This is a genomic window from Streptomyces fractus (genome assembly GCF_049844455.1).
In the GTDB taxonomy this organism is placed as follows: Bacteria; Actinomycetota; Actinomycetes; order Streptomycetales; family Streptomycetaceae; genus Streptomyces; species Streptomyces fractus.
On the sequence record NZ_JBMYHI010000002.1, the window covers coordinates 7,538,998 to 7,565,688 of the forward strand.

General features: G+C 71.8%; 23 protein-coding genes, 1 pseudogene and 1 riboswitch. Of the genes and pseudogenes, 20 read left to right on the forward strand and 4 right to left on the reverse strand.

The window, feature by feature from the left end; genetic code table 11:
- Positions 1 to 15: 15 nt before the first annotated feature.
- The 10 genes and pseudogenes from ACP4E5_RS36220 to ACP4E5_RS36265 all read left to right on the forward strand — a co-directional run bounded on the left by ACP4E5_RS36220 (position 16) and on the right by ACP4E5_RS36265 (position 11,889).
- The gene (locus ACP4E5_RS36220) at positions 16 to 1,149 is read left to right on the forward strand and encodes a glycoside hydrolase family 6 protein (RefSeq protein WP_425841931.1); all 1,134 of its coding nucleotides are present in this window, start codon (positions 16 to 18) and stop codon (positions 1,147 to 1,149) included.
- 100 nt (positions 1,150 to 1,249) lie between these two features.
- The gene (locus tag ACP4E5_RS36225; RefSeq protein WP_425836248.1) at positions 1,250 to 2,686 is read left to right on the forward strand and encodes an amidohydrolase family protein; all 1,437 of its coding nucleotides are present in this window, start codon (positions 1,250 to 1,252) and stop codon (positions 2,684 to 2,686) included.
- A 258-nt stretch (positions 2,687 to 2,944) separates the two neighbouring features.
- Positions 2,945 to 3,802 (forward strand): annotated as a pseudogene (locus ACP4E5_RS36230) (solute carrier family 23 protein); the annotation flags it as partial.
- Positions 3,803 to 3,881: 79 nt separating this feature from the next.
- On the forward strand, positions 3,882 to 4,262 hold the full coding sequence (locus ACP4E5_RS36235; RefSeq protein WP_425841933.1) for a solute carrier family 23 protein: 381 nt from the start codon (positions 3,882 to 3,884) through the stop codon (positions 4,260 to 4,262).
- A 12-nt stretch (positions 4,263 to 4,274) separates the two neighbouring features.
- Positions 4,275 to 4,994: a GntR family transcriptional regulator gene (locus ACP4E5_RS36240; protein ID WP_425836250.1), complete on the forward strand. Its 720-nt coding sequence runs from the start codon at positions 4,275 to 4,277 to the stop codon at positions 4,992 to 4,994.
- Positions 4,995 to 5,097: 103 nt separating this feature from the next.
- Positions 5,098 to 7,341, forward strand: a complete 2,244-nt coding sequence (locus ACP4E5_RS36245; protein WP_425836252.1) for a molybdopterin cofactor-binding domain-containing protein — start codon at positions 5,098 to 5,100, stop codon at positions 7,339 to 7,341.
- A 75-nt stretch (positions 7,342 to 7,416) separates the two neighbouring features.
- Positions 7,417 to 8,346, forward strand: a complete 930-nt coding sequence (locus tag ACP4E5_RS36250; RefSeq protein ID WP_385763128.1) for an amidohydrolase family protein — start codon at positions 7,417 to 7,419, stop codon at positions 8,344 to 8,346.
- An 849-nt stretch (positions 8,347 to 9,195) separates the two neighbouring features.
- Positions 9,196 to 9,939, forward strand: coding sequence for an aspartate racemase/maleate isomerase family protein (locus ACP4E5_RS36255; RefSeq protein ID WP_425836254.1), 744 nt, complete (start codon positions 9,196 to 9,198; stop codon positions 9,937 to 9,939).
- Entirely contained in the window at positions 9,926 to 11,338 is a 1,413-nt protein-coding gene (locus ACP4E5_RS36260; RefSeq protein ID WP_425836256.1) for a UbiD family decarboxylase, read from the forward strand. The genes ACP4E5_RS36255 and ACP4E5_RS36260 overlap by 14 nt, the downstream gene beginning before the upstream one ends.
- Positions 11,329 to 11,889 carry a UbiX family flavin prenyltransferase gene (locus tag ACP4E5_RS36265; protein WP_425836259.1) on the forward strand — a complete coding sequence of 187 codons (561 nt, stop codon included), beginning with the start codon at positions 11,329 to 11,331 and terminating at the stop codon, positions 11,887 to 11,889. Before ACP4E5_RS36260 ends, ACP4E5_RS36265 begins: the two co-directional genes overlap by 10 nt.
- Here the strand turns inward: ACP4E5_RS36265 and ACP4E5_RS36270 are convergent, their stop codons facing one another.
- Positions 11,890 to 13,281 carry a uracil-xanthine permease family protein gene (locus ACP4E5_RS36270; protein ID WP_425836261.1) on the reverse strand — a complete coding sequence of 464 codons (1,392 nt, stop codon included), beginning with the start codon at positions 13,279 to 13,281 and terminating at the stop codon, positions 11,890 to 11,892.
- 130 nt (positions 13,282 to 13,411) lie between these two features.
- Entirely contained in the window at positions 13,412 to 14,626 is a 1,215-nt protein-coding gene (locus ACP4E5_RS36275) for an MFS transporter (protein ID WP_425836264.1), read from the reverse strand.
- Positions 14,627 to 14,720: 94 nt separating this feature from the next.
- Between ACP4E5_RS36275 and ACP4E5_RS36280 the strand changes: the two genes are divergently transcribed.
- Positions 14,721 to 15,887, forward strand: coding sequence for an ROK family transcriptional regulator (locus ACP4E5_RS36280; protein ID WP_425836267.1), 1,167 nt, complete (start codon positions 14,721 to 14,723; stop codon positions 15,885 to 15,887).
- A 75-nt stretch (positions 15,888 to 15,962) separates the two neighbouring features.
- Here the strand turns inward: ACP4E5_RS36280 and ACP4E5_RS36285 are convergent, their stop codons facing one another.
- On the reverse strand, positions 15,963 to 16,697 hold the full coding sequence (locus tag ACP4E5_RS36285; protein ID WP_425841936.1) for an SDR family oxidoreductase: 735 nt from the start codon (positions 16,695 to 16,697) through the stop codon (positions 15,963 to 15,965).
- 208 nt (positions 16,698 to 16,905) lie between these two features.
- Positions 16,906 to 17,037: riboswitch (FMN riboswitch) on the forward strand.
- A 159-nt stretch (positions 17,038 to 17,196) separates the two neighbouring features.
- Between ACP4E5_RS36285 and ACP4E5_RS36290 the strand changes: the two genes are divergently transcribed.
- From ACP4E5_RS36290 to ACP4E5_RS36330, 9 genes are all read left to right on the forward strand, one after another.
- Positions 17,197 to 17,820, forward strand: coding sequence for a riboflavin synthase (locus ACP4E5_RS36290; protein WP_425836270.1), 624 nt, complete (start codon positions 17,197 to 17,199; stop codon positions 17,818 to 17,820).
- The gene (locus ACP4E5_RS36295) at positions 17,817 to 18,467 is read left to right on the forward strand and encodes a nicotinamide mononucleotide transporter family protein (protein WP_425836273.1); all 651 of its coding nucleotides are present in this window, start codon (positions 17,817 to 17,819) and stop codon (positions 18,465 to 18,467) included. The genes ACP4E5_RS36290 and ACP4E5_RS36295 overlap by 4 nt, the downstream gene beginning before the upstream one ends.
- The gene (locus ACP4E5_RS36300; RefSeq protein WP_425836276.1) at positions 18,464 to 19,744 is read left to right on the forward strand and encodes a bifunctional 3,4-dihydroxy-2-butanone-4-phosphate synthase/GTP cyclohydrolase II; all 1,281 of its coding nucleotides are present in this window, start codon (positions 18,464 to 18,466) and stop codon (positions 19,742 to 19,744) included. Before ACP4E5_RS36295 ends, ACP4E5_RS36300 begins: the two co-directional genes overlap by 4 nt.
- Before the next feature lie 36 nt (positions 19,745 to 19,780).
- On the forward strand, positions 19,781 to 20,266 hold the full coding sequence (gene ribH / locus ACP4E5_RS36305; protein ID WP_425836278.1) for a 6,7-dimethyl-8-ribityllumazine synthase: 486 nt from the start codon (positions 19,781 to 19,783) through the stop codon (positions 20,264 to 20,266).
- 34 nt (positions 20,267 to 20,300) lie between these two features.
- On the forward strand, positions 20,301 to 20,573 hold the full coding sequence (locus tag ACP4E5_RS36310) for a phosphoribosyl-ATP diphosphatase (protein WP_425836281.1): 273 nt from the start codon (positions 20,301 to 20,303) through the stop codon (positions 20,571 to 20,573).
- 55 nt (positions 20,574 to 20,628) lie between these two features.
- Complete coding sequence (gene hisG, locus ACP4E5_RS36315) at positions 20,629 to 21,486, forward strand: ATP phosphoribosyltransferase (protein WP_425836284.1); 858 nt, start codon at positions 20,629 to 20,631, stop codon at positions 21,484 to 21,486.
- A gap of 12 nt (positions 21,487 to 21,498) precedes the next feature.
- Complete coding sequence (locus ACP4E5_RS36320) at positions 21,499 to 21,954, forward strand: PH domain-containing protein (RefSeq protein WP_425836286.1); 456 nt, start codon at positions 21,499 to 21,501, stop codon at positions 21,952 to 21,954.
- 306 nt (positions 21,955 to 22,260) lie between these two features.
- The gene (locus ACP4E5_RS36325) at positions 22,261 to 23,607 is read left to right on the forward strand and encodes a hemolysin family protein (RefSeq protein WP_425836289.1); all 1,347 of its coding nucleotides are present in this window, start codon (positions 22,261 to 22,263) and stop codon (positions 23,605 to 23,607) included.
- A complete protein-coding gene (locus tag ACP4E5_RS36330; protein ID WP_425836291.1) occupies positions 23,604 to 24,686 on the forward strand; it encodes a hemolysin family protein in 1,083 nt (360 codons plus the stop codon). The genes ACP4E5_RS36325 and ACP4E5_RS36330 overlap by 4 nt, the downstream gene beginning before the upstream one ends.
- A gap of 44 nt (positions 24,687 to 24,730) precedes the next feature.
- On the opposite strand, the gene ACP4E5_RS36335 is transcribed toward ACP4E5_RS36330, so the two are convergent.
- Entirely contained in the window at positions 24,731 to 26,593 is a 1,863-nt protein-coding gene (locus tag ACP4E5_RS36335; RefSeq protein WP_425836293.1) for an AAA family ATPase, read from the reverse strand.
- Positions 26,594 to 26,691 lie beyond the last annotated feature (98 nt).

Sequence of the window (26,691 nt, forward strand, 5' to 3'; positions counted from 1 at the left end):
CGGCGCAGCGGAACCGTGCGCGGCGTGCTCGCGGCGGCGGCCTCGGCCGTGGTGGCCGTCGGCGCCGTGGCGGGCGTCGTCTCCGCCCTGGACCGCGACAAGGCAGGCGCCGACGAGGCGCGCCCGACCGTCAGCGCGACCCCGAGCCTGCGTCCGCTGCCCGCGGTGCCGACCCCCTCGGCGACGGGCAACTCGCCCTCACCGTCGAAGAGTCCGAAGCCGCCGAAGCCGAAGGCGGTCGGGCAGAAACCCACGCGGCCGAAGCCGTCGAGTGCCGGACCCGCCGCGAGCGGCCTGTACCGGTACGGCGACTCCCAGGTACTCGACTGGGTGCGGGCCAACCGCTCCGACCCACGCCGCCCGCTCATCGAGTCCCGGATAGCGAACCGCCCGGCCGCCGTCTGGTTCGCCGACTACACGCCCGCCACCATCACGGCGCGGGTGCGCGCGGTCACCTCGGCCGGGGCACGCGCCGGGCAGGTGCCGGTGCTCGTGCCGTACGCGGTCCCCGACCGGGACTGCGGCGGGTACTCCGAGGGCGGGGCGCCCGACCTCGACGCGTACGGCGACTGGATCGACAGGTTCGCGCGCGGACTCGGTACCCGCGAGGTCATCGTGATCCTGGAGCCCGACGCGCTGTCCCAGACCGAGTGCCTCTCGAAGGGCCAACAGGCGGCCCGCTACGCGGCGTTGGCGCACGCGGGCCGCGCCCTCAAGTCAGCGAACCCCCGGGCCCGCGTCTACTACGACGCCGGGCACTCCGCCTGGAACCCGCCCGGCACCCAGGCCGCACGCCTGCGCGCGGCGGGCGCCGCCTCCGCCGCGTCCTCCGACGGCGTGTTCACCAACGTCTCCAACTTCCACCGGACATCCGACGAGATCGCGTACGCCCGCAAGGTGCTCGCCGCGATGGGCGGACCGAGCGGCCTGGGCGCCGTCATCGACACGAGCCGCAACGGCAACGGCGCCCCGCCCGACGGCGAGTGGTGCGACCCCGGGGGCCGGGCACTGGGCCGGGCCCCGACGCTGCGCACCGGGGAGCCGGGAATCGACGCGTACCTGTGGGTGAAGCTGCCGGGGGAGTCGGACGGGTGCAAGGGGGAGGCGGGGGCGTTCGCGGCGGATTATGCGTATGAGTTGGCGGACTGAGCCGCTGGTCGCGGGGCGGGGTCGGTAAGTCCCGTACGGACGTGAGGGGTTGACAGTTTCGTCCGCCGCAATATGTTGCATGCAATGTGAAACATGGCCGATGCCCGAGACCCCCTGGACCCTGGAGGCTCCCATGGACTCCGTGCGGCACTGCGACCTTCTGTTCACCGGAGGCCACGTGGTCACCGTGGACGACGGCAGGAACGTGTACGAACCCGGCGCCGTCGCCGTGTCGGGCGACCGGATCGTGGCGGTGGGCCCGGCGGCGGAGATCGAGGCCGGGTGGCGGGGCGCGCGGGTGGTGGACTGCCGGGGGCGGGCGGTGCTGCCCGGGTTCGTGGACGGGCACAGCCACCTCTTCCAGGCGCTGGCCAGGGGACTCGGCGAGGGCCAGTCGATCTGGCCGTGGCTGTGCGAGTTCATGTGGCCGTACTCGATCGCCGTGGACGCCGAGGACGCGCGGGTCGCGGCGACGCTCGGCGCGGTGGAGGCGCTGCGCTCCGGCATCACCACGGTCGTCGACAACCACTACGCGCCGACCGACGCGGAAACGGTTCTCTCGGTGGCCGACGCGATCGAGACGGCCGGGCTCCGCGGCGTCGTCGCGCGCGGCATGATCGGGCACAAGACCGCCGTCGCCGCCGCCCGCGGACTGCCCGACGACCTCTTCCGCCACTCCGTCGCCGAGGAACTCGACATCACGCGGGACTGCATGCGGAGCAGGCCGCCCGGATCCGCCGTCGAGATCTGGCCCGCCCCGCTCAACCTGAGCTACGGGGACCAGGAACTGGTGCGCGGCGCCGCCGAGTTGGCCCACGAGTTCGGTGCCCGCTGGCACACGCACTGCAGCGAGGGCCCCAAGGACCCGGCGAGCTACCTCGACGCGTACGGGATCAGGCCCGTGAGCTGGCTCGCCGCGGAAGGTCTCCTCGACGGGCGGGCCACCCTCGCGCACGCCGTCTGGCTCGACGACGCCGAGGTCAAGGCCGTCGGGGAGCACGGCGCCGCCGTCGCCCACAACCCGGCCTCCAACGCCTACCTCGCCTCCGGAGTGATGCCGCTGCGCCGCCTGCGCGACGCCGGGGCCGTGGTGGCGCTGGGCACCGACGGGCCCAGCGCGGGGCACCGTCAGGACATGTTCGAGGTCATGAAGCAGACCTTGTTCGCCCAGCGCCTCGACACGCTCGACCCGGCGGTGGCCCGCTGCGAGGAGGCCCTTGAACTCGCCACCAGGGAAGGCGGCCGGTACGTCGGAAACGGCGCCGGGGTGCTCGCGCCCGGCGCGCCCGCCGACCTCGCCGTGGTGGCGCTCGACCGCCCCCACCTGCGCCCGCTGCACCGCACCGTGGCCGCGCTCGTCTACTCCGCGCGCGGCGGCGACGTCGAGATGACCGTCGTCGGCGGACGCGTCGTCGTCGAGGAGGGGCGCTGCACCCTCGTCGACGAGGAGGCACTGCTGGAGGAGGCCCAGGAGCGGGCCGAACGCCTCGTCCACCGGGCCGGCTTCGGCCCGCTCACGACCCCCTGGCAGCACTGACAGCCACGGGTAGCGGCCGTCCGTCCACGGCCCCGGTAAGTGCGCACGAGACAACACCCGGACCACCGGGTGGAGGGAGTAACGCACATGTCCGCTAAGGAAGTTCAGGACGGGATCCAGGACGGGACGGAGCAGCCGGGCGCGGTGGTGGAGGTGGAGGGGCGGCGCAGGGACGCTGTCGACTCCGTGCCTGCGGTGTGGCGGCTCGTCGTCTACGGGTTCCAGCACGTGCTCGCGTTCTACGCGGGCGCCGTCGTGATGCCGCTGCTCGTCGCCGAGGGCATCGGCATGAAGGGCGACGACATCGCGCTGCTCGTCAACGCCTCGCTGCTGACCTGCGGCCTCGCCACGCTCCTGCAGTCCGCCGGGCTGCCGGGCATCGGCATCCGGCTGCCGGTGGTGCAGGGCACGTCCACCACCGCCGTGCCCTCGCTGGTGTCCGTGGGGCTCGCGGCGGGCGGGGCGAAGGCCGGCCTGCCGACCGTGTTCGGGGCGGTGATCGCGGCGGGACTCGCCCTGTTCGTGGTGGCACCCGTCTTCAGCAAACTGGTGCGCTTCTTCCCGCCGCTGGTCACCGGCACGATCGTGACCATCGTCGGGATCACGCTGCTCGCCGTCGCCGCGCGGCAGGTGGGCGGGGGAGACCCGAGCCGGGGCTCTTTCGGCTCGCCCGCGCATCTGGGGCTCGCCGCCGTCACCCTCGTCGTCATCCTGCTGCTGCACAAGCTGTCGCGGGGCTTCCTCGCGACGGTGGCGGTGCTGGTCGGCCTGGTGATCGGCACGGTCGTCGCCGCGCTCGCCGGATTCGCCGACTTCTCGGGGATCGGCTCCACGCCCTGGCTGGGCACGGCAGCGCCGCTGCACTACGGGGCGCCCCGGTTCGATGTCGTCGCCGTGCTCTCCGTCGTCCTCGTCATGGTCATCATCGCGGTCGAGTCCATCGGGCAGTTCTTCGCGGTCGGCGAGATCGTGGACCGGAAGGTCGAGGGCAAGCACGTGACGCGCGCCCTGCGGGCCGACGGCCTGGCCACCGCGATCGCGGGCGTCTTCAACTCCTTCCCCAGCACGGTCTATTCGCAGAACATCGGCCTGATCCGGCTGACCAGGGTCAAGTCCCGGTGGATCGTCGCGTCCTCCGGCGTGATCATGATGGTGCTCGGGCTCGTGCCGAAGGTGGGGGGCGATCGTCGCCGCGATGCCGGCCTCGGTCCTCGGCGGCGCGACGATCGTGCTGTTCTCCACCATCGCGGTCGTCGGCGTGCAGATCCTCTTCCAGGCCGACCTGACCGACCAGCGCAACACCATCCTCGTCGCCGCGAGCGTCGGTGTGGGCTTCCTGCCCACCGCGTTCCCGCAGTTCGCCGAGCAGATGCCGGGGCGCCAGCTGCACGCGCTCTTCGAGAGCGGCATCATCCTGGGCACGCTCACGGCGGTGCTCCTGAACCTCTTCTTCCACCACCTGCGGCTTCCCTTCGGGAGGCGGCGCGAGAGCCGGGAGGAAGCGTCGGAAGCTGTCGGATCCATTGACGCGCCCGAGGATTACATGCAACATGTATCTCCAACGGGCAAGCAGTGAGGGGGAGTTGAGATGAGCGCAGAGCGGGCGGTCAACCCGGTCGCGGCCGGCAGCCTCCTGGCGGACCGGGCGTACGAGGAGCTGAAGGGCGCCGTCCTGGCGAACCGACTGCGCCCCGGTGACGCACTCTCCGTGCCCGCCCTCGCCGCGCAGCTGAGCATCAGCCGCAGCCCGGTGCGCGAGGCGGTCCAGCGCCTCATCCACGACGGCCTCGCCACGCACGTCCCGCACAAGGGGGCCGTGGTCGCTACGGTCGACGTGGAGGACGTACGGCAGCTGTACGTCGTCCGTGAGGTGATGGAGGGCCTCGCCGCCCGCCTGGCCACCGAGCGCCTCGACGCCTCGCGCGTCGCCGAACTGCGCGAACTCCTCGAGCGGCACGAGCGCGAGGTCGGCACAGGAGTCGACGAGCGCACGCACATCGAGATGGACATGGCCTACCACCGCATGATCCGCGAGGTGGCCGACAACCCCCATCTCACCGCCGCCCTCGACACCATCCAGGGCCGCGCCCACCTCGCCCTGCACCAGCTGTGGCGCGGCCAGGAGGCGCCGCGGCTCGCCGTCGCCGAACACCGCCGCATCTTCGAGGCGATGACCTCCGGTGACCCGGACGCCGCCGACCTCGCGGCCCGCGACCACATCCGCAAGCTCCGCATCCGCCTCTCGCAGGCCGTCGCGCCGGGACCCTCGGAAGCCTCCGGGTCCGGCCGCGTACGCCCCGTCGAATAGCGCCACGGCACAGCGCCTTCGCGCGGTGCCACCGAGAGCGACCACGCACCACGTTCGAACCTCAACTCCCGTTCAGCGCAAGCCAGAAGGGAAGTGAACGACCGTGAGCACCGCAACCGGCACCGCCACCGCTGTCCGTGACGGCGTCGGCGCCAGCACGCCGCGCCCCGACGGCCGACTGAAGGTCAAGGGCGACTTCGCGTACTCCTCCGACCTGCGGGCCGAGGGCATGGTGTGGGGCGCGACCCTGCGCTCGCCGCACCCGAGCGCCCGCATCGTGCGGCTCGACACGACAGCGGCGCTGCGGGTGCCGGGGGTGCTGGCGGTGCTCACCCACGAGGACGTTCCGGGACAGCCGACGTACGGCATGAAGGTCGCCGACCAGCCGGTCCTCGCCGCCGACCGCGTCCGCTACCAGGGGGAGCCGGTGGCCCTCGTGGCCGCCGACCACCCCGAGACGGCCCGCAGGGCGCTGGCGTTGATCGACATCGCGTACGAGGAGCGGTCCGCGCTGACCGACCCCGAGGACGCGGTACGCGGGGTGGGCCCGCTGGTCCACACCGACCGCGTCGACGGCGGGCACGGCAACGTCGTCCGGCACGTCCGCATCCGTCACGGCGACATGGCGGCCGCCCGCGCCGAGGCCGACGTGATCGTCAGCGGCACGTACGAGGTCGGCATGCAGGACCAGGCCTTCCTCGGCCCCGAGTCCGGGCTCGCGATCCCCGCGGAGGACGGCGGAGTCGACGTCTACGTATCGACGCAGTGGCTGCACGACGACCAGCACCAGATGTGCGCGGCGCTCGGCCTGCCACCGGAAAAGGTGCGGCTCACGCTGTCCGGTGTGGGCGGCGCGTTCGGCGGCCGCGAGGACGTGTCCGTGCAGATCCACGCGGCGATGCTCGCCCTGCGCACGGGGCGACCCGTGAAGATGAGCTACAACCGCGAGGAGTCCTTCTACGGTCATGTGCACCGCCATCCGGCCCGCATGTGGTTCGAGCACGGGGCGACGCGCGAGGGCCGTATCGTCTTCGTCAAGGCCCGTCTCCTCTTCGACGGCGGCGCCTACACCTCCACCTCACAGGTCGTCATCGCCAACGGCTCCTATTTCGCGGCCGGCGCCTACGACGTGCCGCACGCCGAGATCGACGGCTTCTCCGTCTTCACCAACAACCCGCCCTGCGGCGCGATGCGCGGCTTCGGAGCCGTCCAGTCGTGTTACGGCGTCGAGTCCAACCTCGACAAGCTGGCGCGCGAACTCGGCATGGACCCGGTCGAGTTGAGGGTGCGCAACGCGATGACGACCGGCACGGTGCTGCCGACCGGACAGGCGGTGGACGGCCCCGCGCCGGCGGCCGAGCTGCTGGAGCGGCTGCGTGCGCGACCGCTGCCACCACTCGGGGAGGGTGCGTTCGCGAACCCTGGCGGGCTCAACAACACCAGCCACGGCGAAGGCGTCAGGCGTGGCGTCGGCTACGCGATCGGGGTCAAGGCCATCGGCTTCTCCGGCGGCGTCGACGACCGCTCCGTGGCCCGCGTACGTCTCGTCCTGAACGGCGGCGAACCCGTCGCCGAGGTGCACACCGCCGCCGCCGAGTGCGGCCAGGGCATCGTCACCGTACAGACGCAGATCGCGCGGACCGAGCTCGGCGTCGAACGGGTGGTGGTGCTGCCCGCCGACACACGGGTGGGGAACGCGGGCTCCTCGTCGGCGTCGCGCATCACCTGGATGAGCGGGGGAGCGGTTCAGGGTGCGTGCAAGGCGCTGCGCGAGCGAATCACGGCGCTCGGCGACCGGCCCCTGACCGAACTGCTCGCCGAACACGGCTCGTTGGAGGCCGAGTACGAGTACGCGCACCGCCGCACGTTCCCCGTCGACGACGCACGCGGGCAGGGGGACGCGCACATCGCGTTCGCGTTCGCCGCACACCGGGCCGTCGTGGACGTGGACACCGAGCTGGGCCTGGTGAAGGTGGTCGAGCTGGCGACAGCCCAGGATGTCGGCAAGGCGATGAATCCCCTTGCCGTGCAGGGCCAGATCGAGGGCGGCAGCGCGCAGGGCCTCGGCCTCGCCGTGATGGAGGAACTGCGGGTCGAGGACGGCCGCGTACGCAACCCGTCGTTCACGGACTACCTGATCCCCACCATCGCCGACATGCCGCGTGTCCCCATCGATCTGCTCGAACTTCCGCACCCGGACTCCCCGTACGGCCTCAACGGCGTCGGTGAGCCGCCCACCCTGTCGTCGACCCCGGCCATCGCGAACGCGCTGCGTGACGCGACCGGCCTCGAACTGGCGAAGGTGCCCGTGCGTCCCGAGGACATCACCGACATGGAAGGGAGGTGAGGCGGGCCCTGCCCTGGGTCCCCAAACGGTCCACCACTGAACACGGTTGGTACCAGCTGGGAAGGAAACAGCACCTTGATCATCGACACCCACATGCACCCGACCAACATCGTCGACCAGGCGTGGCGGCACGACGGCTCCCCGTTCACCGGTGAGCGCACGCTGGAGATGATGGACGGCCCGTACATGATCAACGGCAAGCCGCGCCGCATCGACTACGGCTGCATCATGCCGCCGCCCGGCAACTCCGTCTGGCAGGACGGGATGCGCACCGGGCGCGAGGGCATCCGCGACTACATGTCGTACATCACCGAACTGGTCACCACGTACCCCGACCGGTTCATCGGGAACTTCATGTACAACCCGCGCTTCGGGCCCGAGAACGGGGCGAAGGAGCTGGAGTTCCACGTCAAGGAGTACGGCTACAAGATGCTCAAGCTGCATGCCAACATGCACGCTTACCGGCCCGACCGGGCCCTCGACTGGCTGCGGCCGGTGCTGCGGGTCTGCGACGAACTGGGTGTCGTCGTCCTCATCCACACCGGCGACGGGCCGTACTCGATCCCGACGCAGTTCTACCCGATCATCCGGGAGTTCACGAACGTCAACTTCATCCTCGCCCACTTCGGTGTGCAGACCGGTGGCGTGTACTGCTTCGAGGCGCTCTACATGATCCTCGACTCGCCGAACGTGTACGGGGAGTCCGGCTGGCTCCTCCAGTCCCGGATCGTGGAGTTCGCGCAGCAGATGGAGAAGCACCAGCTGGTCTTCGGCACGGACTCGCCGCCCAACGAACCGGGCATGTGGGCGCGGGAGTTGGAGGTGCTGTGCGGTCCGCCGCCGCAGGGCATGAACCTGTCCGAGGAGCACCTGGAGGGCTACCTCGGCAACAACATGGCCAAGCTCCTCGACCTGAAGCCGACGCCTCCGCCGCGCAACCAGGAGGAGGCGCAACTTCGCCTCACGGACACGTACGCGTCGTTGGACACGGTCGCGCGCAGGTAGGTGAGGGTGGGCGGCCGGGGGCCGGGCGTACGCCGTGGCCTCCGGCGGCCGGCGTGGGGGTTTGGCCGGGGGTGTGCCGTGGTTGGGCCTCTGGGGGCTGCGCCCCCAGACCCCCGTCGCCCTTCGGGCTCGTCCTCAATCGCCGGACGGGCTTGACGTGCCCATCCGGGGCGGCGGGGGTCGTGGTGGCTGGGGGAGCCGCGAGACGGCACGGTTCCCGGCGCCACGCTGCGTCGGGCCATCCGCCGCCTGGACCTGTTCCCCCGCCCACCCACCCCCTGTGGTTGCGGTCGACCGCAACCGCCTTGGGCAATCTGCCGCCTTGGGCGGCAGGGTGGACAAGGCGGCGCCCGGTGCGGCGCAACGAAGGTATAGGGCCTGGCCCCGGTGCCGGTGCGTGAAATCAATCGGTGCGGCGCCACGGCGGTGGGCAAGCCCGGTGCGGCGCACCAAGCACGGTGTACGCCGCCCCGAGTGACCCACCGCCACCCACGGAGGCCGAAGCCCCCGGAGGGGGCGGGTGGGTGGGAGATGGGCGGGCACCGGCGCAGCCGGGAGCCCCGGTGCCGCGCACCACGCACATCGGCGTCAACCGGTGGCTCGGTGCTGCGCATCACGCGCATCGGGCGTCGACCGGTGGCCCGGTGCCGCGCACCACGCACATCGGCCTCAACCGGTGGCTCGGTGCTGCGCGCCATGCGCATCGGCGTCAACCGGCCCCGGTGCCGCGCAACAAGAACATCAGGCGCACCCCCGTCCCCCGCCCCCACACCGGCTCCGCGTAACAGAAGCGGCGACCTCGACCCCGCCCCCCGCCACGACCCACCGCAACAGACAGGACCCGCCACCATGCAACGTATAGGTCACCTCCTCCCCGCCACCTCCCTCGGCGCCGACCGCTGGGTCGCCCAGATCTGCGCGCCGGTTCAGGTGGACATCGCCCACCCCACCGCCCGCGCCCTCCTCCCCGAATTCCAGTACGGACCGGCCCTGACACCCACCCACACCACCGAACTCCAACGCGGCGCCGAACAGTTGGCCCAGGCCGGCGCCGACGCCATCGTGTGGCACGGCACATCGGGCGGCCTCGACGGCGCCGCCCACGCCCGCACGGTCGCCCGCGTCATCGAGCGCACGGCCGGTGTCCGCGCATCCACCGTCACCCTCGGCCAGCTCGACCTCCTGGCCCGCGCCGCGACCCACTCCATCGCCCTGGTCACGGCCGGCTCCGAACAACAGGCGGGCCGCCTCGCCGACACCTGCCTCGCCGCAGGCCTCCGCATCGCCTCCCTCACGGCCCTCGACCTGGCCACCCCGCGCGAGGCGGCCGAGCTCCCCGTGTCGAAGGTCCGCCGGATCCTCCTGGACGCCGATTCCGCCGACGCCGAGTGCCTGGTCGTGGCCGGCACCGAACTCCCGGTCGCCCCCGTCGCGGCCATGGTGGAACGGGAACTGGGCAAGCCGGTGCACGACGGCGCGCGGATCGCGGTCCGTACCGGCCTCGACCTGCTCGACACGGGCGTCGAATCCCCCGCATGGGGCGGGCTGTTCACGGGCGGCGTGCACGCGGGAGTCTGCTGTGACAGCCACTGAGCGGCCCACCCACGGCACGGGCCACCAGGACCTGCACGCCTTCCTCGACGCGTACCGCGCCGCCCACCCCGATGACGTACTCACGGTCGACGAGAAACTCGAGGGCGAGGACATCGCCGCCCTCGTCGCCGAACTCGCCGCGCGCGGCCGGTCCGAACTCCTCCTGTGCCCAAGGGTGTCGGGCCTCGACGGCACGCCCCTCGTCACCAACCTCTTCGCCTCGCGCACCCGCGTCGCCCGCCTGCTCGGCACGGACCCCGCCAGCCTGCACCACGCCTACCAGCAGGCCGCCGCCCGCCGCACCGAACCCCGCGTCCTTCCCACGGGCCCCGTCCTCGACACGGTCGCCGAGGGCCAGGACGTCGACCTGACCACGCTCCCGCTCCTCAAACACTTCGACTCGGACCGCGGCCCGTACATCACCAGCGGTGTCATCACGGCCGAGGCACCCGCCGACGCGCCCGGCCGCTCCGGCAACCTCAGCTACCACCGCGCCCTCGTGCACAGCCGCACCGAACTCGCCACGAGCCTGCATTCGCGCGGCCACCTGTGGCAGCTGCTGCGCCTCGCCGAGGAGCGGGGCGAGCCGCTGCCGGTGGCGATGGTCATCGGCGCCCACCCCCTGTTCCAACTCGCGGCCTCGGCCCGCGTGGGCCCCGACGTCGACGAACGCACCGTGGCGGGCGGCCTGTTGGGCGCACCCCTGGACGTCGTACGCACCCCACGGCACGGAATTCGCGTCCCCGCCTGCGCCGAACTCGTCCTCGAAGGCGTCATCGACCCGGCGCGCACCGCGCCCGAGGGCCCCTTCGGCGAGTTCTCCGGCTACTCCTCCGACCGCTCCACGAACAACGTGCTCACGGTGCACAGCGTGCTGCGCCGCCGCACCGCCGTCCTCCTCGACATCGTCGGCGGCAACAGCGCCGAACACCTCAACCTGGCCCGCATCCCGCGCGAGTCCGAGATGGCCGAACAGCTCACGTCCCGCTTTCCCGAGGTCACGGCGCTGCACTACCCGACCTCCGGCACGCACTTCCACGCCTACGTCGCCCTGCGCCAGGCCCGCCCCGGACAGGCACGGCAGATCCTGCTCGCGCTCCTCGGCTGGGACCCGTATCTGAAGACGGTTGTCGCGGTCGACGACGACGTGGACATCACCCGCGACGAGAATGTGCTGTGGGCGCTCGCGACCCATTTCCAGCCGCACGCCGACGTGTTCACGGTCGACGGACTGCCCGGCAGCCCCCTCGACCCCTCGTCCACCCCTGACGGCACCACGTCGCGCATGGGCCTCGACGCCACCCGGGCCCCGCACTTCGACGCCGTACGCATCCGCACGGACCCGGCCCGCGTGGCGCGCGCCCGTGAACTGCTGGACCAGGGGCGGGCGTGCGGCTGATCGTCGGGATCACGGGCGCGACCGGCGCGGCCTACGGCATCCGCCTCCTTGAGGCCCTGCGCGCCGTGCCCGACGTCGAGACGCATCTGATCCTGACCCGCTGGGCGCGGACCACCATCGAGTTGGAGACGGACCGGAGCGTCGGCGACGTACAGAAACTCGCCGACGTCGTGCACCGCCCCGGTGACCAGGCGGCCGCCGTCTCCTCCGGCTCGTTCCGAACCGACGGCATGGTGATCGCGCCGTGCAGCATGAAGACGCTCGCGGGGATCCGGGCCGGGTACGCGGACGGGCTGATCGGCCGGGCGGCCGACGTCGTCCTCAAGGAGCGCCGTCCGCTGGTCCTCGTGCCGCGCGAGAGCCCGCTGCACGAGATCCACCTGGAGAACATGCTCGCCCTCGCGCGCATGGGCGCCCGGATCGTGCCGCCGATGCCGGCGTTCTACCAACGCCCGAGAACGATCGAGGACCTGGTCGACCACACGGTCGCCCGGGTCCTCGATCAACTCTCCGTGCCGGGCCCCGAGGTGGATCGGTGGGCCGGCGGATGACTACTTGTCGCCGGCTCGCTCCTCGTCGTACGACGACGTCCCCTCGTCCAGCAACGGTTCCTGTGTCTTGAGATGCGCGGGCGCCATGGCCCGCAGCGCGTGGTAGCCGGTGATCACGACGATCGTGCCGAGGGCGATGCCGCTCAGCGAGAAGGTGTCGGTGAACTTCAGGGAGACGTCGCCGATGCCGATGATGATGCCCGCGGCGGTCGGCACCAGGTTCAGGGGGTTGCGGAGGTCGACGCCCGCGTTGATCCAGATCTGCGCGCCGAGCAGGCCGATCATGCCGTAGAGGATGACGGTGATGCCGCCGAGCACGCCGCCCGGGATCGCCGCGACGATCGCGCCGAACTTCGGGCACAGGCCGAAGAGCAGGGCGAAGCCGGCCGCCGCCCAGTACGCGGCCGTCGAGTAGACGCGGGTCGCGGCCATGACGCCGATGTTCTCGGAGTACGTGGTGTTGGGCGGGCCGCCGACGGCGGTGGAGAGCATCGACGCGGCGCCGTCCGCCGAGATCGCCGTGCCGAGCTTGCCGTCGAGGTTGTCGCCGGTCATCTCGCCGACGGCCTTGACGTGACCCGCGTTCTCCGCGATCAGCGCGATGACGACCGGAAGCGCGACGAGGATCGCCGACCACGGGAAGGACGGCGCGTGGAAGGACGGCAGGCCGATCCAGTCCGCGTGGCCGACGCCGGAGAGGTCGAGCCGCCAGTGGTCGACCGTTTTGCCGCCGCTGTTCGGCGAGTGGATCTGCCCGAAGATCCGGTCGAAGACCCAGGAGATCGCGTAGCCGAAGACCAGGCCGAGGAAGATCGCGATGCGGGACCAGAAACCGCGCAGGCACACCACGGCCAAACCGGTGAACAGCATGACGAGCAGCGCCGTCCACTGGTCGGTCGGCCAGTACGTGGAGGCCGTGACCGGGGCGAGGTTGAAGCCGATCAGCATCACGACCGCGCCGGTCACCACCGGCGGCATCACCGCGTGGATGATCCGCGCCCCGAACTTCTGTACCGCGAGGCCCACCAGGAACAGCACGACGCCCACGACGAAGACCGCGCCCGTGACCGTCGCGCTGGTGCCGCCCTGCGCCCGGATCACGGCCGCGACGCCCACGAAGGAGAGCGAACAGCCCAGGTAGCTGGGGACCCGGCCGCGCGTCGCGAGCAGGAAGATGATCGTCGCGACGCCGGACATCATGATCGCGAGGTTCGGGTCGAGACCCATCAGGACGGGCGCCACGAAGGACGCCCCGAACATCGCGACCACGTGCTGTGCGCCGAGCCCGATCGTGCGCGGCCAGGTGAGCCGCTCGTCGGGGCGGACGACCGCGCCGGGAGCCGGCGTGCGCCCGTCGACGCCGTGCAGTTTCCAGCGCACGCCGAGGTCCATGAGTGTCCGCCTTCTGTGGTGGCCGTGAGGTGGGTGAGGGGATCGATGCCGGTGTGGCTCGGAACGATCGCTTCATGTTAATGCGACGTAAGTGCGAGTTCGTACCGAGCCGCCGCCCGCCCGCAAGGCCCTAGTGGGCGGGATCCCCGGCGCCCGCCGTGCTCGGCTCCGGCGACCCCGTCCGCGTACGGTCGCCGCCCCGAAGGACCTTCGCGAACACCACGAGGCCGGTGGCCAGCACCGTCACCAGGCCGAACGAGACGACCAGGCTGGTCGCGTCGGCGATCGTGCCGATCGCCGACGGTGCGATCAGGCCCGAGGTGTACGTGATGGTGGCGACGCCCGCGATGGCCAGGCTCGAGTTCGGGCCGCTGCGCCCGGCCGCGGCGAAGCAGAGCGGCACCACGACCGCGATGCCGAGGCCCACCAGGCCGAATCCGGCCATCGCGACGCCCGGGTTCGGGGCGACCACGACGAGCAGCGCGCCGAGCGTCGCCACGACGCCGCTGATCCGCACGGTGCGCACCGCGCCGAACCGGTCCACCACCGCGTCGCCCGCGATCCGCGCCACCGCCATCGTGAGCGTGAACGCCGTGGTGCAGGCCGCCGCGAGCCCGGCCGACGTGCCGAGCACATCCCGCAGGTACACCGCCGACCAGTCCAGGCTCGCGCCCTCCGCGAACACCGCGCAGAACCCGACCGCCCCGATGAGGAGCGCTGACTTGGGCGGCAACGCGAAGCGCGGCGGCGCCTCCTCCTCCGCCGTCGGGCGCAGATCGAGCACCCAGCGGCAGGCGATCAGGCCCGCCACGGTCAGGACGACCGCCGCGAGCGCGTGGTGCAGACGGGCGTCCGAGCCCAGATGCGCGGCGAGGGTGCCGCCCAGCGAACCGATCAGGGCGCCCACGCTCCACAGCCCGTGCAGCCCCGACATGATCGATTTGTCGAGCCGGGTCTCGATCTCGACGCCCAGCGCGTTCATGGCGACGTCCGACATGCCGGCGGTCGCCCCGTACACGAGCAGCGCCGCGCACAGCGTGAACACGTTGGGCGCGAGCGAGGGCAGGATCAGGGCCAGCGTCCACAGCGCGAGCAGTCCGCGCAGCCCGGCGCGGGCGCCGAAGCGGTGGGTGACGCTGCCCGCGAGCGGCATCGAGAGCGAGGCGCCGATCGCGGGGAAGGCGAGCGCGAGGCCCAACTGCCCGGCGCTCACGCCCGCGTGCTCCTGGATCCAGGGCACCCGCGTCGCGAACGACCCCGTCACGGAGCCGTGGATGCAGAAGACGGCGGCGACGGCGTACCGTGCCCGCTTCAACTCCCCTGGTGTGTACGTCAGTTCCGGCATCCCGCGGGCCCTCCCCAAGTCTCCCTTGCGTGCCGCCGTAAACTATCAGGAACCCTGCCTGATAATGCCAGTGATATCCGCGTAGGATCCCGCCATGCCCGCATCGTCGAGAACCGCCCGAGCCATCAACGACCGGCTCGCGCTGCGCCTCCTCCAGGAGGAAGGGCCGCTCACCGCAGGGCAGTTGAAGGACCGCACCGGCCTGTCCCGGCCCACCGTCGCCGACCTCGTCGAGCGGCTCACCGCGGCCGGCCTCATCGACGTCGTCGGCGAGGCGGGCGCCGAGCGGCGCGGCCCCAACGCGCGGCTCTACGGGATCGTCGCCGACCGCGCCCACCTCGCCGCGCTCGACGTGCGCACCGGGGGCGTACGGCTCGTCGTCGCCGACCTGTTGGGCACGGTGCTCGCGGAGGCGTCCGCGCCGGTCGGGCCCGGCGACGGGACCGGGGCCGCCGTCGACCGGGCAGTCGAGCTGCTCGAACGCACGGCGAAGGAGGCCGGGGTCGAGCGGCTGCACACGGTGGGCGTGGGGGCGCCCGGCCTGATCGACCCGGCGACGGGCGAGCTGCGGGACTCCTCGGGGTTGCCGCGCTGGCACCGCCGCCTCGTCGCCGCGCTCCAGGAGCGGCTGCCCGCGCGGGTGTTGGTGGAGAACGAGACGAACCTCGCCGCCGTCGCCGAGCGCAGGGACGGCGCGGCGCGCGACCGCGACACCTTCGTACTCCTGTGGCTCGGGCTCGGCATCGGCGCGGCGGTCTTCCTCGACGGCAAGCTGCGCCGCGGTGCCTCCGGCGGCACGGGCGAGGTCGGCTTCCTGCCGGTGCCCGGCACGGGCGGCCTGCCCTCGGCCACCGGATGCGACGGAGGCTTCCACTCGCTCGCCGCCTCCGCCGCCATCCTCGAACTGGCCGTCTCCCACGGGATCGTGGGCCCCGGAGAGCCGGTCGAGCGGGCGGCGGACGTGGTCCGCGAGGGCTCGGAGGCGTTCCTCGACGCGCTCGCGGACCGGGTGGCGCTGGGCGCGGCCGCGGTGGTGGCCGTCCTCGACCCGGGCTGCGTCGTCCTGGCGGGCGAGGTCGGGCGCGCGGGCGGCGCGGCCCTCGCCGACCGGGTGGCGACCCGCGTCGCAGCGATGTCCCCGTTGCCGACCGACATCCGCCCCGGCGAACTGGGCGGCACCGCAGTCCTCCGCGGCGCGCTCTTGATGGCCCGGGAGGTGGCCCAGGAAGCCGTCTACCCACGCGGGAACACCCGGGGTTGAGCTTGGGGCTCTGCCCCATACCCCGCTGCTCAATCGCCGCAGGGGCTTGAAATGCACCCGGTGACGCAGGATCGGTCAGCGCCGCGCCAGGTACTCCGCGAACGTCACCTTCCCGGTCCGCCGCTCCGGCGTCAGATGCCCACCCGCCCGGAACGCCCGGTACGTCTTCCCGGCCAGCGGCACCGACACGACCCGGCGCCGCTTCCCCGCCGCGCGCAGATACGTACGGGCGAGATCCGCGAACGACAGAACCTCGGGCCCGCCCATGTCCTCCACCCGTCCCGCCGGCGGCGCGACCGCCAACTCGGCCAGCCGGTCCGCCACTTCGGCCACCTCGATGGGCTGATCGCTCACACCAGAGGGCAACAGCACCACCGGCAGCTTCGCCGCGACCCGCAGGACCGTCGCCACCAGGTCGTGGAACTGCGTCGCCCGCAGCACCGTCCATCCGAGCCCCGACCCCTCGATCAGCCGCTCCACCGCGAGCTTCGCCTTGTAGTAGGGGAACGGGACCTCGTCCACGCCGACGATCGAGATGTAGACGAGGTGCGGGACCTCCGCCCGCCGCGCCGCCGCCACCAGCCGGGCGGCCGCCTTCTCGTCGCCGCCGGTCTGCGTCGTCGCGCAGTGCACGATCACGTCCACGCCGGTCACGGCCCGGTCGAGCGCGGGCCCGCCCTCGCGCAGGTCCACGGCGTACGGCTCGCTGTGCCTGCTCAGCACCCGCACCTCGTGCCCCGCCTCGCGCAGCCGCTCGGTGACGAGCCGGCCGAGCGTTCCGGTCCCGCCGGTCACCAGGATCGTGGTCATCGCGGTCTTCAGCTCCTTCGTCGCGAACTGGGCGGCGCAGGACGCGCGTTCGGTGGAGCGCGCGCCGGTCACGCGCTCACACTGCCAGAACCGGGGGGGCGTATTCCCGTGTGCGGGCGAAAACCAGCGACGCGGCCTGTGAGTCAGCCCACAGCGGTCGCATGCGTGCACGTCGAGCAGACGTGGCAGACTGGCTGTGTACCAGAAGCAGCGCACTCCGGGGTCGGTGAAAGTCCGAACCGGCGGTTACAGTCCGCGACCCGGCCATGATCCTGTGGCCGGTTGACCAGGTGAAATTCCTGGACCGACGGTTAAAGTCCGGATGGGAGGCAGTGCGCGGCGGGCGGGCACGTGAGTGCGCGTCGCCGTCTGTTTCAGCGGTCCCTCAAGGGGACCGGTGTCGAGCGCGGCGTCGCCCCAGGTGTCGCAGTCCGTACGTTCTGTCGTCGTCGTACGACAGTGCCCCGGAGTCCAGGCCCGTAAAGGGAGGACCGGGGAAGTGTTCACCGGAATCGTCGAAGAGCTGGGCGAGATCACGGCCGTCGAGAACCTCGGCAGCCCGGTCGACGCGGCCCGCTTCCGTGTTCGCGGCCCCGTCGTCACCGACGGCGCGAAACACGGTGACTCCATCGCCGTCAACGGCGTATGCCTGACCGTCGTCGAGCACGAGGGCGACGAGTTCACGGCCGACGTCATGGCCGAGACCCTCAAGCGCTCCAGCCTCGGCGCGCTCGCCACGGGCTCCCGCGTCAACCTGGAGCGGCCGATGGTCGCCGACGGCCGCTTCGGCGGGCACGTCGTGCAGGGCCACGTCGACGGGACGGGCACGATCGTCGGGCGCACCCCCTCCGAGCACTGGGAGATCGTCAAGATCTCGCTCCCGGCCGAGCTGTCGAAGTACGTCGTCGAGAAGGGTTCGATCACCGTCGACGGCGTGAGCCTGACGGTCGTCGAGGCCGCCGACGACTACTTCACCATCAGCCTCATCCCCACCACCCTCGCCCTGACCACGCTCGGCGTGAAGCAGGCGGGCGACCCGGTCAACCTCGAGGTCGACGTCATCGCGAAGTACGTGGAGCGGATGCTCGGCGCCCGCGGCGGATCCCAGGGCGGTGCGCGGTGAGCTGGCTCAACACCGAGGCGTTCACGATCTTCGGCCAGCACATCCTCTGGTCCGACATGATCGGCAACACGATCGGCCTCATCGCCCTCGCGCTCGGCTGGCGCCGCTCCATATGGACCTGGCCCGCCCAGCTGATATCCGGCGCGATCCTGCTCACCGCCTTCGCCACCGCCCATCTCTCGGGCAGCGCGGGCAAGCAGCTCGTCGTCATCGTCGTCGCCCTCTACGGCTGGTGGCAGTGGAACCGCGGCAAGGGCCAGGCGCAGGACGGCTCCATCGCGGTCCGCTTCGCCACCTGGCGCGAGCGCGGCTACCTGGTGGGCGCCGCCGCCGTCGGCACGCTCGCCGTGGGCGGCCTGTTCACCGCGTTCCCGGCGCTGTCCTGGGACCCGTGGCCGGACGCGTACATCTTCGTCGGCACCGTCGTCGCCATGTACGCCCAGGCCCGCGGCATGGTCGAGTTCTGGTTCGCCTGGCTGCTCGTCGACCTCGTCGGCGTCCCCCTCAACTTCGCCAACGGCTTCGCCTTCTCCGGCTTCGTCTACGTCATCTACGGCGCGCTCGTCCTGTGGGGCATGCGCGACTGGTGGCTGCGCTCCCGCGCTGCCGCCGCCTCCGCCCCGGCCCTGGAAGGAGCCCGCGCATGAGCACGGCACCCAACCTTTACGACGCCGAGGACCTGAGCCTCGACCCGGTCGAGATGGCCATCCGCGACATCGCCGCCGGACGCCCAGTCGTGGTCGTCGACGACGAGGACCGGGAGAACGAGGGCGACCTCGTCGTCGCCGCCGAGAAGATCACGCCCGAGATCGTCGCCTTCATGATGAGCGAGTGCCGCGGCCTGATCTGCGCCCCCATGGAGGGCCCCGAGCTCGACCGGCTCGACCTGCCCCAGATGGTCGGCCAGAACACCGAGTCGATGCAGACCGCCTTCACCGTCTCCGTCGACGCCTCCGGCGCCCACGGCGTGACGACCGGCATCTCCGCGGCCGACCGCGCGGCCACGCTCCGGCTCCTCGCCTCGGGCGCGAGCGAGCCCGGCGACTTCGTCCGCCCCGGCCACATCTTCCCGCTGCGCGCCAAGGAGGGCGGCGTCCTGGTCCGCGACGGCCACACCGAGGCCGCCGTCGACCTCGCGCGGCTCGCGGGCCTGCGCCCGGCCGGCGCCATCGTGGAGATCGCGGGCGAGGACGGCGTCATGCTGCGCCTGCCCGAGCTGGTCCCGTTCGCCCGCAGGCACGGCCTGACGATCATCTCCATCAAGGACCTGATCGACTACCGCCGCACCTCCGAGCCCACGGTCAAGCGCGAGGCGACCGTCCAACTGCCCACCGCCTTCGGCGAGTTCACGGCCTACGGCTACCGCTCCACGGTCGACGGCGTCGAGCACGTCGCCCTCGTCCACGGCGAGCTCGGCGACGGCGAGGAGGTCCTCGCCCGGATCCACTCCGAGTGCCTGACCGGCGACGTCTTCCACTCGCTGCGCTGCGACTGCGGCCCCCAGCTGGAGGAATCCATGCGCCGCATCGTCGAGGAGGGCCGCGGCGTCGTCGTCTACCTGCGCGGACACGAGGGCCGCGGCATCGGCCTCGTCTCCAAGCTGCGCGCGTACGAGCTCCAGGAGCAGGGCCGCGACACCCTCGACGCCAACCTGGAACTCGGCCTGCCCGCCGACGCCCGCGACTACGCCGCCGGCGCCCAGATCCTCGGCGACCTCGGCGTGCGCAGCCTGCGCCTGATGACCAACAACCCCGACAAGACCGAAGCCCTCACCCGGCACGGCCTCAAGGTCGCCGAGCGGGAGCCGATGCCCGTCACGGCCGGCGAGCACAACCTGCGCTACCTGCGCACCAAGCGGGACCGCATGGGCCACGACCTGCCCTGGCTGGACGCCCCGCGCACATCCGCCTGCAACAACCAGTAACCCCATTTCAACCGACGTACGTACGAGGAGAAGCGCGTGAGCGGCAAGGGTGCACCCGAACTGAGCGTGAAGAACTGCGGCGACCTGCGCGTGGCCGTCATCGCCGCCCAGTGGCACGAGCAGGTCATGGAAGGACTCGTGGACGGCGCCCTGCGCGCCCTGAACGAGCTGGGCATCAGCGAGCCCACCGTCCTGCGCGTCCCCGGCAGCTTCGAGCTGCCCGTCGTCGCCAAGGTCCTCGCGGGCCGCGGCTACGACGCGATCGTCGCGCTCGGCGTGGTCATCCGCGGCGGCACCCCACACTTCGAGTACGTCTGCCAGGGCGTGACGAACGGCCTGACCCAGGTCACCGTCGACACCGGCGTCCCCATCGGCTTCGGCGTCCTGACCTGCGACACCGAGCAGCAGGCCCTGGACCGGGCCGGCATCGAGGGCTCCAGCGAGGACAAGGGGCACGAGGCGGTCACCGCCGCCGTCGCCACCGCGACCACCCTGCGTACGATCGCCGAGCCCTGGCGTTAAGGGCCGGTCCGGGACGCGTAAAGTAGACGCCACCATGTCCAATAAGACGTTCGAGGAGCTCTTCACCGAGCTCCAGCACAAGGCAGCCAACGGCGACCCCGCCACTTCCCGCACCGCTGAACTGGTCGGCAAGGGCGTCCATGCCATCGGCAAGAAGGTCGTCGAGGAGGCCGCCGAAGTCTGGATGGCCGCCGAGCACGAGGGCAAGGAAGCCGCTGCCGAGGAGATCTCGCAGCTGCTCTACCACGTGCAGGTGATGATGGTCGCCCGCGGCATCTCCCTCGACGACGTGTACGCGCACCTCTAGGTCCGCGCACCCATCCCGTCCGCAACTCACCCCTTACGCAAAGGAATCCGACCTCATGCTGCGCATCGCCGTCCCCAACAAGGGTTCACTCTCAGGACCTGCGTCGGACATGCTGCATGAGGCCGGATACCGGCAGCGCAAGGAGTCCAAGGAACTCGTCACGGTCGACCCGGACAACGAGGTCGAGTTCTTCTACCTGCGCCCCAAGGACATCGCGATCTACGTGTCCTCGGGCAAGCTCGACATCGGCATCACCGGCGAGGACCTGCTGATCGACTCCGGCGCCGAGGCCGAGACGATCCTGCCGCTCGGCTTCGCCCGCTCCACGTTCCGCTTCGCCTCCCGGCCGGGCGCCGTGAAGGACCTCGCGGACCTCGCGGGCAGGACGATCGCCACGTCCTACGAGGGCATCGTCGGCAAGTACCTCGCCGAGCGCGGCATCGACGCCAACGTCGTGCACCTCGACGGCGCCGTCGAGACCGCCATCGAGCTCGGCGTCGCCGACGCGATCGCCGACGTCGTCGAGACGGGGACCTCGCTGCGCAACGCGGGCCTGGAGGTCTTCGGCGAGCCGATCATGCGCTCCGAGGCGTGCGTGATCCGCCGCAAGGACGACACCGCCGACGAGGCCACGGAGCCCAAGGTGCAGCAGTTCCTGCGCCGCCTCCAGGGCGTCCTCGTCGCCCGGACGTACGTGATGATGGACTACGACTGCCGCGCCGAGCACCTGGAGAAGGCCGTCGCCCTCACGCCAGGCCTCGAGTCGCCGACCGTCTCCCCCCTGCACAACGAGGGCTGGGTCGCGGTGCGCGCCATGGTCCCGGCGAAGGGCGCGCAGCGCATCATGGACGACCTGTACGCCCTCGGCGCGCGGGCCATCCTCACCACGGCCATCCACGCCTGCCGCCTCTGAGGACGCGTCACCATGTCCGAGCACCCCAGCCTGCCCGTCACCTTCCGGCCGGGCCGCACCCGCGCCGTCCTGCACACGCTCGGCGCCGCGTCCTTCGTGGTGATCACGATCGTGGCGCTGCTGCTGGGCGGCCTGAGCCCGGGGGAGAAGGCCAGCTTCGTCCTCACCGGGGCCCTGTTCTGGGGCGTGCTCTGGCTGCTCGCCCGGCCCAAGGTCGTCGCCGACACCGAGGGCGTCACGGTGGTGAACGTGGCGCGCAGCCGCAGGCTGTCCTGGGCGGAGATCGTCCGGGTCAACCTGCGCCCCGGCGACCCCTGGGTCTTCCTCGACCTCACGGACGGCACCAGCATGGCCGCCATGGGCATCCAGCCCGGCATGGCGAAGGAGTCCGCGATCCGCGACGCCAAGGCCCTGCGCGCCCTGACGGAATCGGCGCACAGCTCATCGGGCGGCCCCAGCGGCGGGTGAGTATTTTCAAGCCCCTGCGGCGATTGAGCAGCGGGGCCCGGGGCAGAGCCCCGAGACGTCAACCCCGACGCCGCCGACTCCAGCGGGCGTAGCCCCTCCCACATCGGCCCCCGGCTTGATTAATCTGGTTCCGGGGCGCGCCAAATGCGCCGCCCCGCCCCCGCCCCGCCCACCCGGCGGAGCCAGGGGCTCCCTGCTCACCGAGGAGTGACTCCCTCCAGCGATGGACGGATCGTCCGGTAGTACCTGCGCCGCCCCCTCCCGACATGGCGCGCCCCGCGCGCTGACGTCCCCGGAGGCGGCGGCATGACCATCCCGTTGCTGCTCCTTGCGGCCGCTTTCCTCCTGATCCTCGCCAATGGCTTCTTCGTGGCGGCCGAATTCGGCCTCGTCACCGTGGAGCGCCCCGACGCCGAGAAGGCCGCGGCCGCGGGCGACAAGCGCGCCCGCACCGTCGTGGGAGCCCTCAAGCAGCTGTCCTTCCAGCTCTCCGGCACCCAGCTCGGCATCACCATCACATCGCTGGTCGTCGGCATGCTCGCCGAACCGGCCCTCGCCGAGCTGCTGCACGGCCCCTTCACCGCCGTCGGCCTGCCCGAGGGCGTCGTCGGCGGCCTCTCCGTCGTCGTCGGCATGCTGCTCGCGTCCGCCGCGCAGATGGTGATCGGCGAACTCGTACCGAAGAACTGGGCGGTCTCCAAGCCGCTCCAGGTGGCCCGCTTCGTCGCCGGCCCCCAGACGGTCTTCGCCCGCCTGTTCCGCCCGGTCATCGCCCTGCTGAACACCGTCGCCAACCGCCTCGTGCGCGCGCTCGGCGTCGAACCCGCCGACGAACTGGCCTCCGCCCGCACCCCGGGCGAACTGGTCTCCCTGGCCAGGCACTCCGCGCAGGCGGGCGCCCTGGAACAGGACACGGCCGACCTGTTCGTCCGCACCCTGTCGCTCGCCGAACTGACCGCGCAGCACGTCATGACGCCGCGCGTGAAGGTCAGCGCGCTTCAGGCGTCCGCGACCGCCGAGGACGTGGTCAACCTGACCCGCGCCACGGGCCTGTCCCGCTTCCCGGTCTACCGGGAGCGGATCGACGAGATCATCGGCATGGTCCACCTCAAGGACGCCCTCGCGATGCCCGCGCACGAACGGCGGCGCACGCCGGTCGGCCGCATCGCGCAACCCCCGCTGCTCGTCCCCGAGACCCTCCCCGTACAGCCCTTGCTGGCCCGGCTGCGCAGCGAGCAGCCGATCGCCGTCGTCGTCGACGAGTACGGCGGCACGGCCGGGGTCGTCACCCTGGAGGACATCGTGGAGGAGCTCGTCGGCGAGGTCCGCGACGAGCACGACGGCCTCGACCTGCCCGAACTGGCGGTCGCCCCGCCCGAGGACGGCCGCCCCGCCTGGGACGCCGACGGCGGCTGCCGCGTCGACATCCTGCGCCGCATAGGTCTCGACGTCCCCGAGGGCCCGTACGAGACCGTGGCGGGACTCGTCGCCGATCTCCTGGGCCGCATCCCCGCCCCCGGCGACCGGGCCGAACTCCCCGGCTGGCGCCTGTCGGTGCGCGCCGTCGACCACAATCGGGCCGAGCGCGTCCGTATCGTCAAGTCCGCCGGTCCCGCGACCGCCCCGCGACCCGTCCTGGAGGCGGCCCGATGAGCGCGCTGCAACTCGTCTTCGCGGCCCTGCTGGTCCTCGTCAACGGCTTCTTCGTCGGCGCGGAGTTCGCTCTCGTGTCGGTCCGCCGGAGCCAGATCGAACCCATCCCCGGCAAGCGCGCCAAGCAGGTCCTGTACGGGCTCGAGCACCTGCCGCAGATGATGGCGGCGGCCCAGTTCGGCATCACCGTCTGCTCGCTGACCCTGGGCGCGGTCGCCGAACCGACCGTGGCGCACCTCCTGGAACCGGTCTTCGAGGCGGCCCACGTCCCGGACGGTATGATCCACCCGCTCGGTTACGTGGTCGCGCTCGCGGCCGTGGTCTTCTTCCACCTCGTCATCGGCGAGATGGTGCCGAAGAACCTGGCGATGGCGGCGCCGGAGCGGACGGCGCTGTGGTTCAGCCCCGGCCTCGTCGCCTTCGCCCGACTCTGCAAGCCGGTCACCGTCTCCCTCGGCGCCTGCGCCCGCCTGATCCTCAAGCTCTTCCGGGTCGAGCCCAGGGACGAGGTGGAGTCGGTCTTCACGAGCGTCCAGCTGGGCCGTCTCGTGGAGGACTCGGGCCAGGCGGGACTCCTGGCCCCGGAGGAACAGGAGCGCCTGGAGGACGCCCTGGAGCTGGGCTCGCGCCCGGTGACGGACGTCCTCATCGACCGGGCCGAACTGGTGACGGTCGGCCCCGCGGTCACCCCGGCCGAGATCATCGACCTCACGGGCCGCACGGGCTACTCCCGTTTTCCGCTCTGCTCGGACGACGGCGCCTTCATGGGCTACCTCCACGTCAAGGACGTCCTCGACATGATCGACGGCCCCGACATGGACCGCGCGGTGCCGCAGCAGCTCTGGCGCCCCATGGCCACGCTGAGGTCCGAACTCCCGCTGGACGACGCCCTCACGGTGATGCGCCGCGCGGCCACCCACCTGGCCCAGGTCGCGGACGCCTCCGGCCGCGTACTCGGCCTGGTCGCCCTGGAGGACGTACTGGAACTCCTGGTCGGCGAGGTCCGCGACCCCACCCACCGCGACCCGGAACCACCCCGCGTCCCCCTGGCCCGCAAACGCGAGGAGGCGTTGGCGTAGGGGCCCGCGTCACTCGCGGCGCAACGGGGCCGTCCGCCACAAAGTCACCCGGCGGACGGCCCCCTCCCGGAGAGCACCTCTCCGTAGGCCTGCATCAGATCCGGCAACCGCAGAGTCGCCAGGTCATCCCGAGTGGGCTCGACCGCATACCCGGTGAGCCGCAGATCGCGATACGCGCACGACTTCTCGTACAGCGTCCGCAGGAACCGCCCGTTGCCCAGCTCGTCGATCCACCCCTGGTCGACGACATGCCCCGCGATGGAGCGCAACTCGTCGATCGCCTCGTCGTCCCACACATCCCCGTTCTCGGCCGCCAACACCTCGCCGATCGACGTGAGTTCGAGCGGCCGGTACGACGGAAAGTCGACCCGCGTCGTGAACCGCGACGAAAGCCCGGGGTTGGCGGCGAGCAGCCGGTCCATGCCCTCCGGATACCCGGCGAGGATGACCACGAGGTGGTCCCGGTTGTCCTCCGCCCGCTTCAGCAGCACCTGAAGCGCCTCGTCCCCGTACGCGTCGCCCTTCCCGTAACCGGAGTTGGACAGCGCGTACGCCTCGTCGACGAATAACACCCCACCCAGCGCGGAGTCGATGAGTTCATTCGCCTTGACGGCCGTCTGCCCCAGATACTCGCCCACGAGGTCCGCCCGCTGCGCCTCCACGAGATGGTCCCCGCCGAGCAGCCCGAGCGCGTAGAAGACCCGCCCCAGAATCCGCGCCACGGTCGTCTTGCCCGTACCCGAGGGCCCGGAGAACACGAAGTGCCGCTTCGGCGGCTGGACCGGAAGCCCCTGCCCGGCCCTCAGGCGCGCCATGTTCAACTGGGCGGACAGCGCCTTCACTTGACGCTTCACCGGCTCCAGGCCCACCATCCGCTCCAGCTCGGTGAGCGCCTCCTCCAGGAGCACCGGATCCGTGCTGCTGGCCGGCGGCGGCGCGGGCACCGGCACCACGGCCTTCTCCCGCACCATGTCGGCGTCGTCGGCGGACACGCCACCGGGAGGCGGCAGATCGGGGTCGGTCACCTTCAGGTCGCGCCCGTCGCTCTCGTACAGCGGATCGCCCGCGTCGCCGTCGAGCCCGTCCTGATATCCCGTCATGGACAGCGGCGTGAGATCCGATCCGTCGCCGAAGTCCCCGTATCCGTCCCCCTCGGCGATCGCCGCGAGCCGCGCGGAGGTGTCCATGAACGCGGGATCGACCCGGTGCACCGCCCGGTACAGGGGGAGCGCGGCCGCCGAACGTCCTGTGCCCTCATGGGCCCTGGCCAGCCAGTAGCGCAGCTCCTTGCGCTGCGGCTGCTCGCTGCGGCAGCGCATCAGGGCCGACGAGAGCAGCGGCTCCGCCTGCCCGTACATCTCCAGCCGCACCCGGGCCATGCCGCCGAAGAGTCCGGCCTCGATGCCGAGCATCGGATCGTCGGTCAACGGGTCGGTGTGCCGGACCAGTTGATCCCAGTCCTTCACCAGGTACGAGCGGCAGGCGTGCAGGAACCGCACCTGCGGGTCCGCGTCGAACGGCGGCAGGGTGGCGAGCGCCCGGTCGAGGTCGGGGACGTGGCGCCCGTCCAGCCAGTGCGAGGCGTGCGCGAGCAGCAGATCGCGCGGGTGCTCGAGCACCGGCTGCACCCACCAGCCCAGCCAGTACCAGGAGTTGAGCGTGCGACGGTGGCGCACGCGCTGCTCCCCGAACCGGTCGCGGTGCCGGAACATGCGCAGCAGCGCCGTCGTCGTGTCGACGCGCAGGGCGTGCAGCCCGAGCCAGGCGTCGGCCATCCCCGGGTCCATCCGCACCGCCGTGCGGAATTCGTCCTCCGCCTGCGGATAGGCGCCCATGGTGTAGGCGTCGACGCCTCGCAGCCAGGCGAGGTCGGCCGGGCCGGCCTGTGCACCGGTGCCGAAGTCCATCACGTCCCCCACAAACCGTGCCCCCGATGAACCGCTCTGTCATGGACGGGAGTTGTCACGATGCGGACAGCGAGCCGTCCGTAGACCGCACCGAGGGC

Bases quoted from the DNA above. Each gene is read 5' to 3' on its own strand.
- ACP4E5_RS36255 (WP_425836254.1), top strand. From the start codon at position 9,196: ATGCAACGTATAGGTCACCTCCTCCCCGCCACCTCCCTCGGCGCCGAC.
- ACP4E5_RS36225 (WP_425836248.1), top strand. From the start codon at position 1,250: ATGCCCGAGACCCCCTGGACCCTGGAGGCTCCCATGGACTCCGTGCGG.
- ACP4E5_RS36325 (WP_425836289.1), top strand. From the start codon at position 22,261: ATGACCATCCCGTTGCTGCTCCTTGCGGCCGCTTTCCTCCTGATCCTC.
- ACP4E5_RS36310 (WP_425836281.1), top strand. From the start codon at position 20,301: ATGTCCAATAAGACGTTCGAGGAGCTCTTCACCGAGCTCCAGCACAAG.
- ACP4E5_RS36330 (WP_425836291.1), top strand. From the start codon at position 23,604: ATGAGCGCGCTGCAACTCGTCTTCGCGGCCCTGCTGGTCCTCGTCAAC.
- ACP4E5_RS36285 (WP_425841936.1), bottom strand. From the start codon at position 16,697: ATGACCACGATCCTGGTGACCGGCGGGACCGGAACGCTCGGCCGGCTC.
- ACP4E5_RS36275 (WP_425836264.1), bottom strand. From the start codon at position 14,626: ATGCCGGAACTGACGTACACACCAGGGGAGTTGAAGCGGGCACGGTAC.
- ACP4E5_RS36280 (WP_425836267.1), top strand. From the start codon at position 14,721: ATGCCCGCATCGTCGAGAACCGCCCGAGCCATCAACGACCGGCTCGCG.
- hisG (WP_425836284.1), top strand. From the start codon at position 20,629: ATGCTGCGCATCGCCGTCCCCAACAAGGGTTCACTCTCAGGACCTGCG.
- ACP4E5_RS36320 (WP_425836286.1), top strand. From the start codon at position 21,499: ATGTCCGAGCACCCCAGCCTGCCCGTCACCTTCCGGCCGGGCCGCACC.
- ACP4E5_RS36270 (WP_425836261.1), bottom strand. From the start codon at position 13,281: ATGGACCTCGGCGTGCGCTGGAAACTGCACGGCGTCGACGGGCGCACG.
- ACP4E5_RS36235 (WP_425841933.1), top strand. From the start codon at position 3,882: ATGCCGGCCTCGGTCCTCGGCGGCGCGACGATCGTGCTGTTCTCCACC.
- ACP4E5_RS36240 (WP_425836250.1), top strand. From the start codon at position 4,275: ATGAGCGCAGAGCGGGCGGTCAACCCGGTCGCGGCCGGCAGCCTCCTG.
- ACP4E5_RS36335 (WP_425836293.1), bottom strand. From the start codon at position 26,593: ATGGACTTCGGCACCGGTGCACAGGCCGGCCCGGCCGACCTCGCCTGG.
- ACP4E5_RS36300 (WP_425836276.1), top strand. From the start codon at position 18,464: ATGAGCACGGCACCCAACCTTTACGACGCCGAGGACCTGAGCCTCGAC.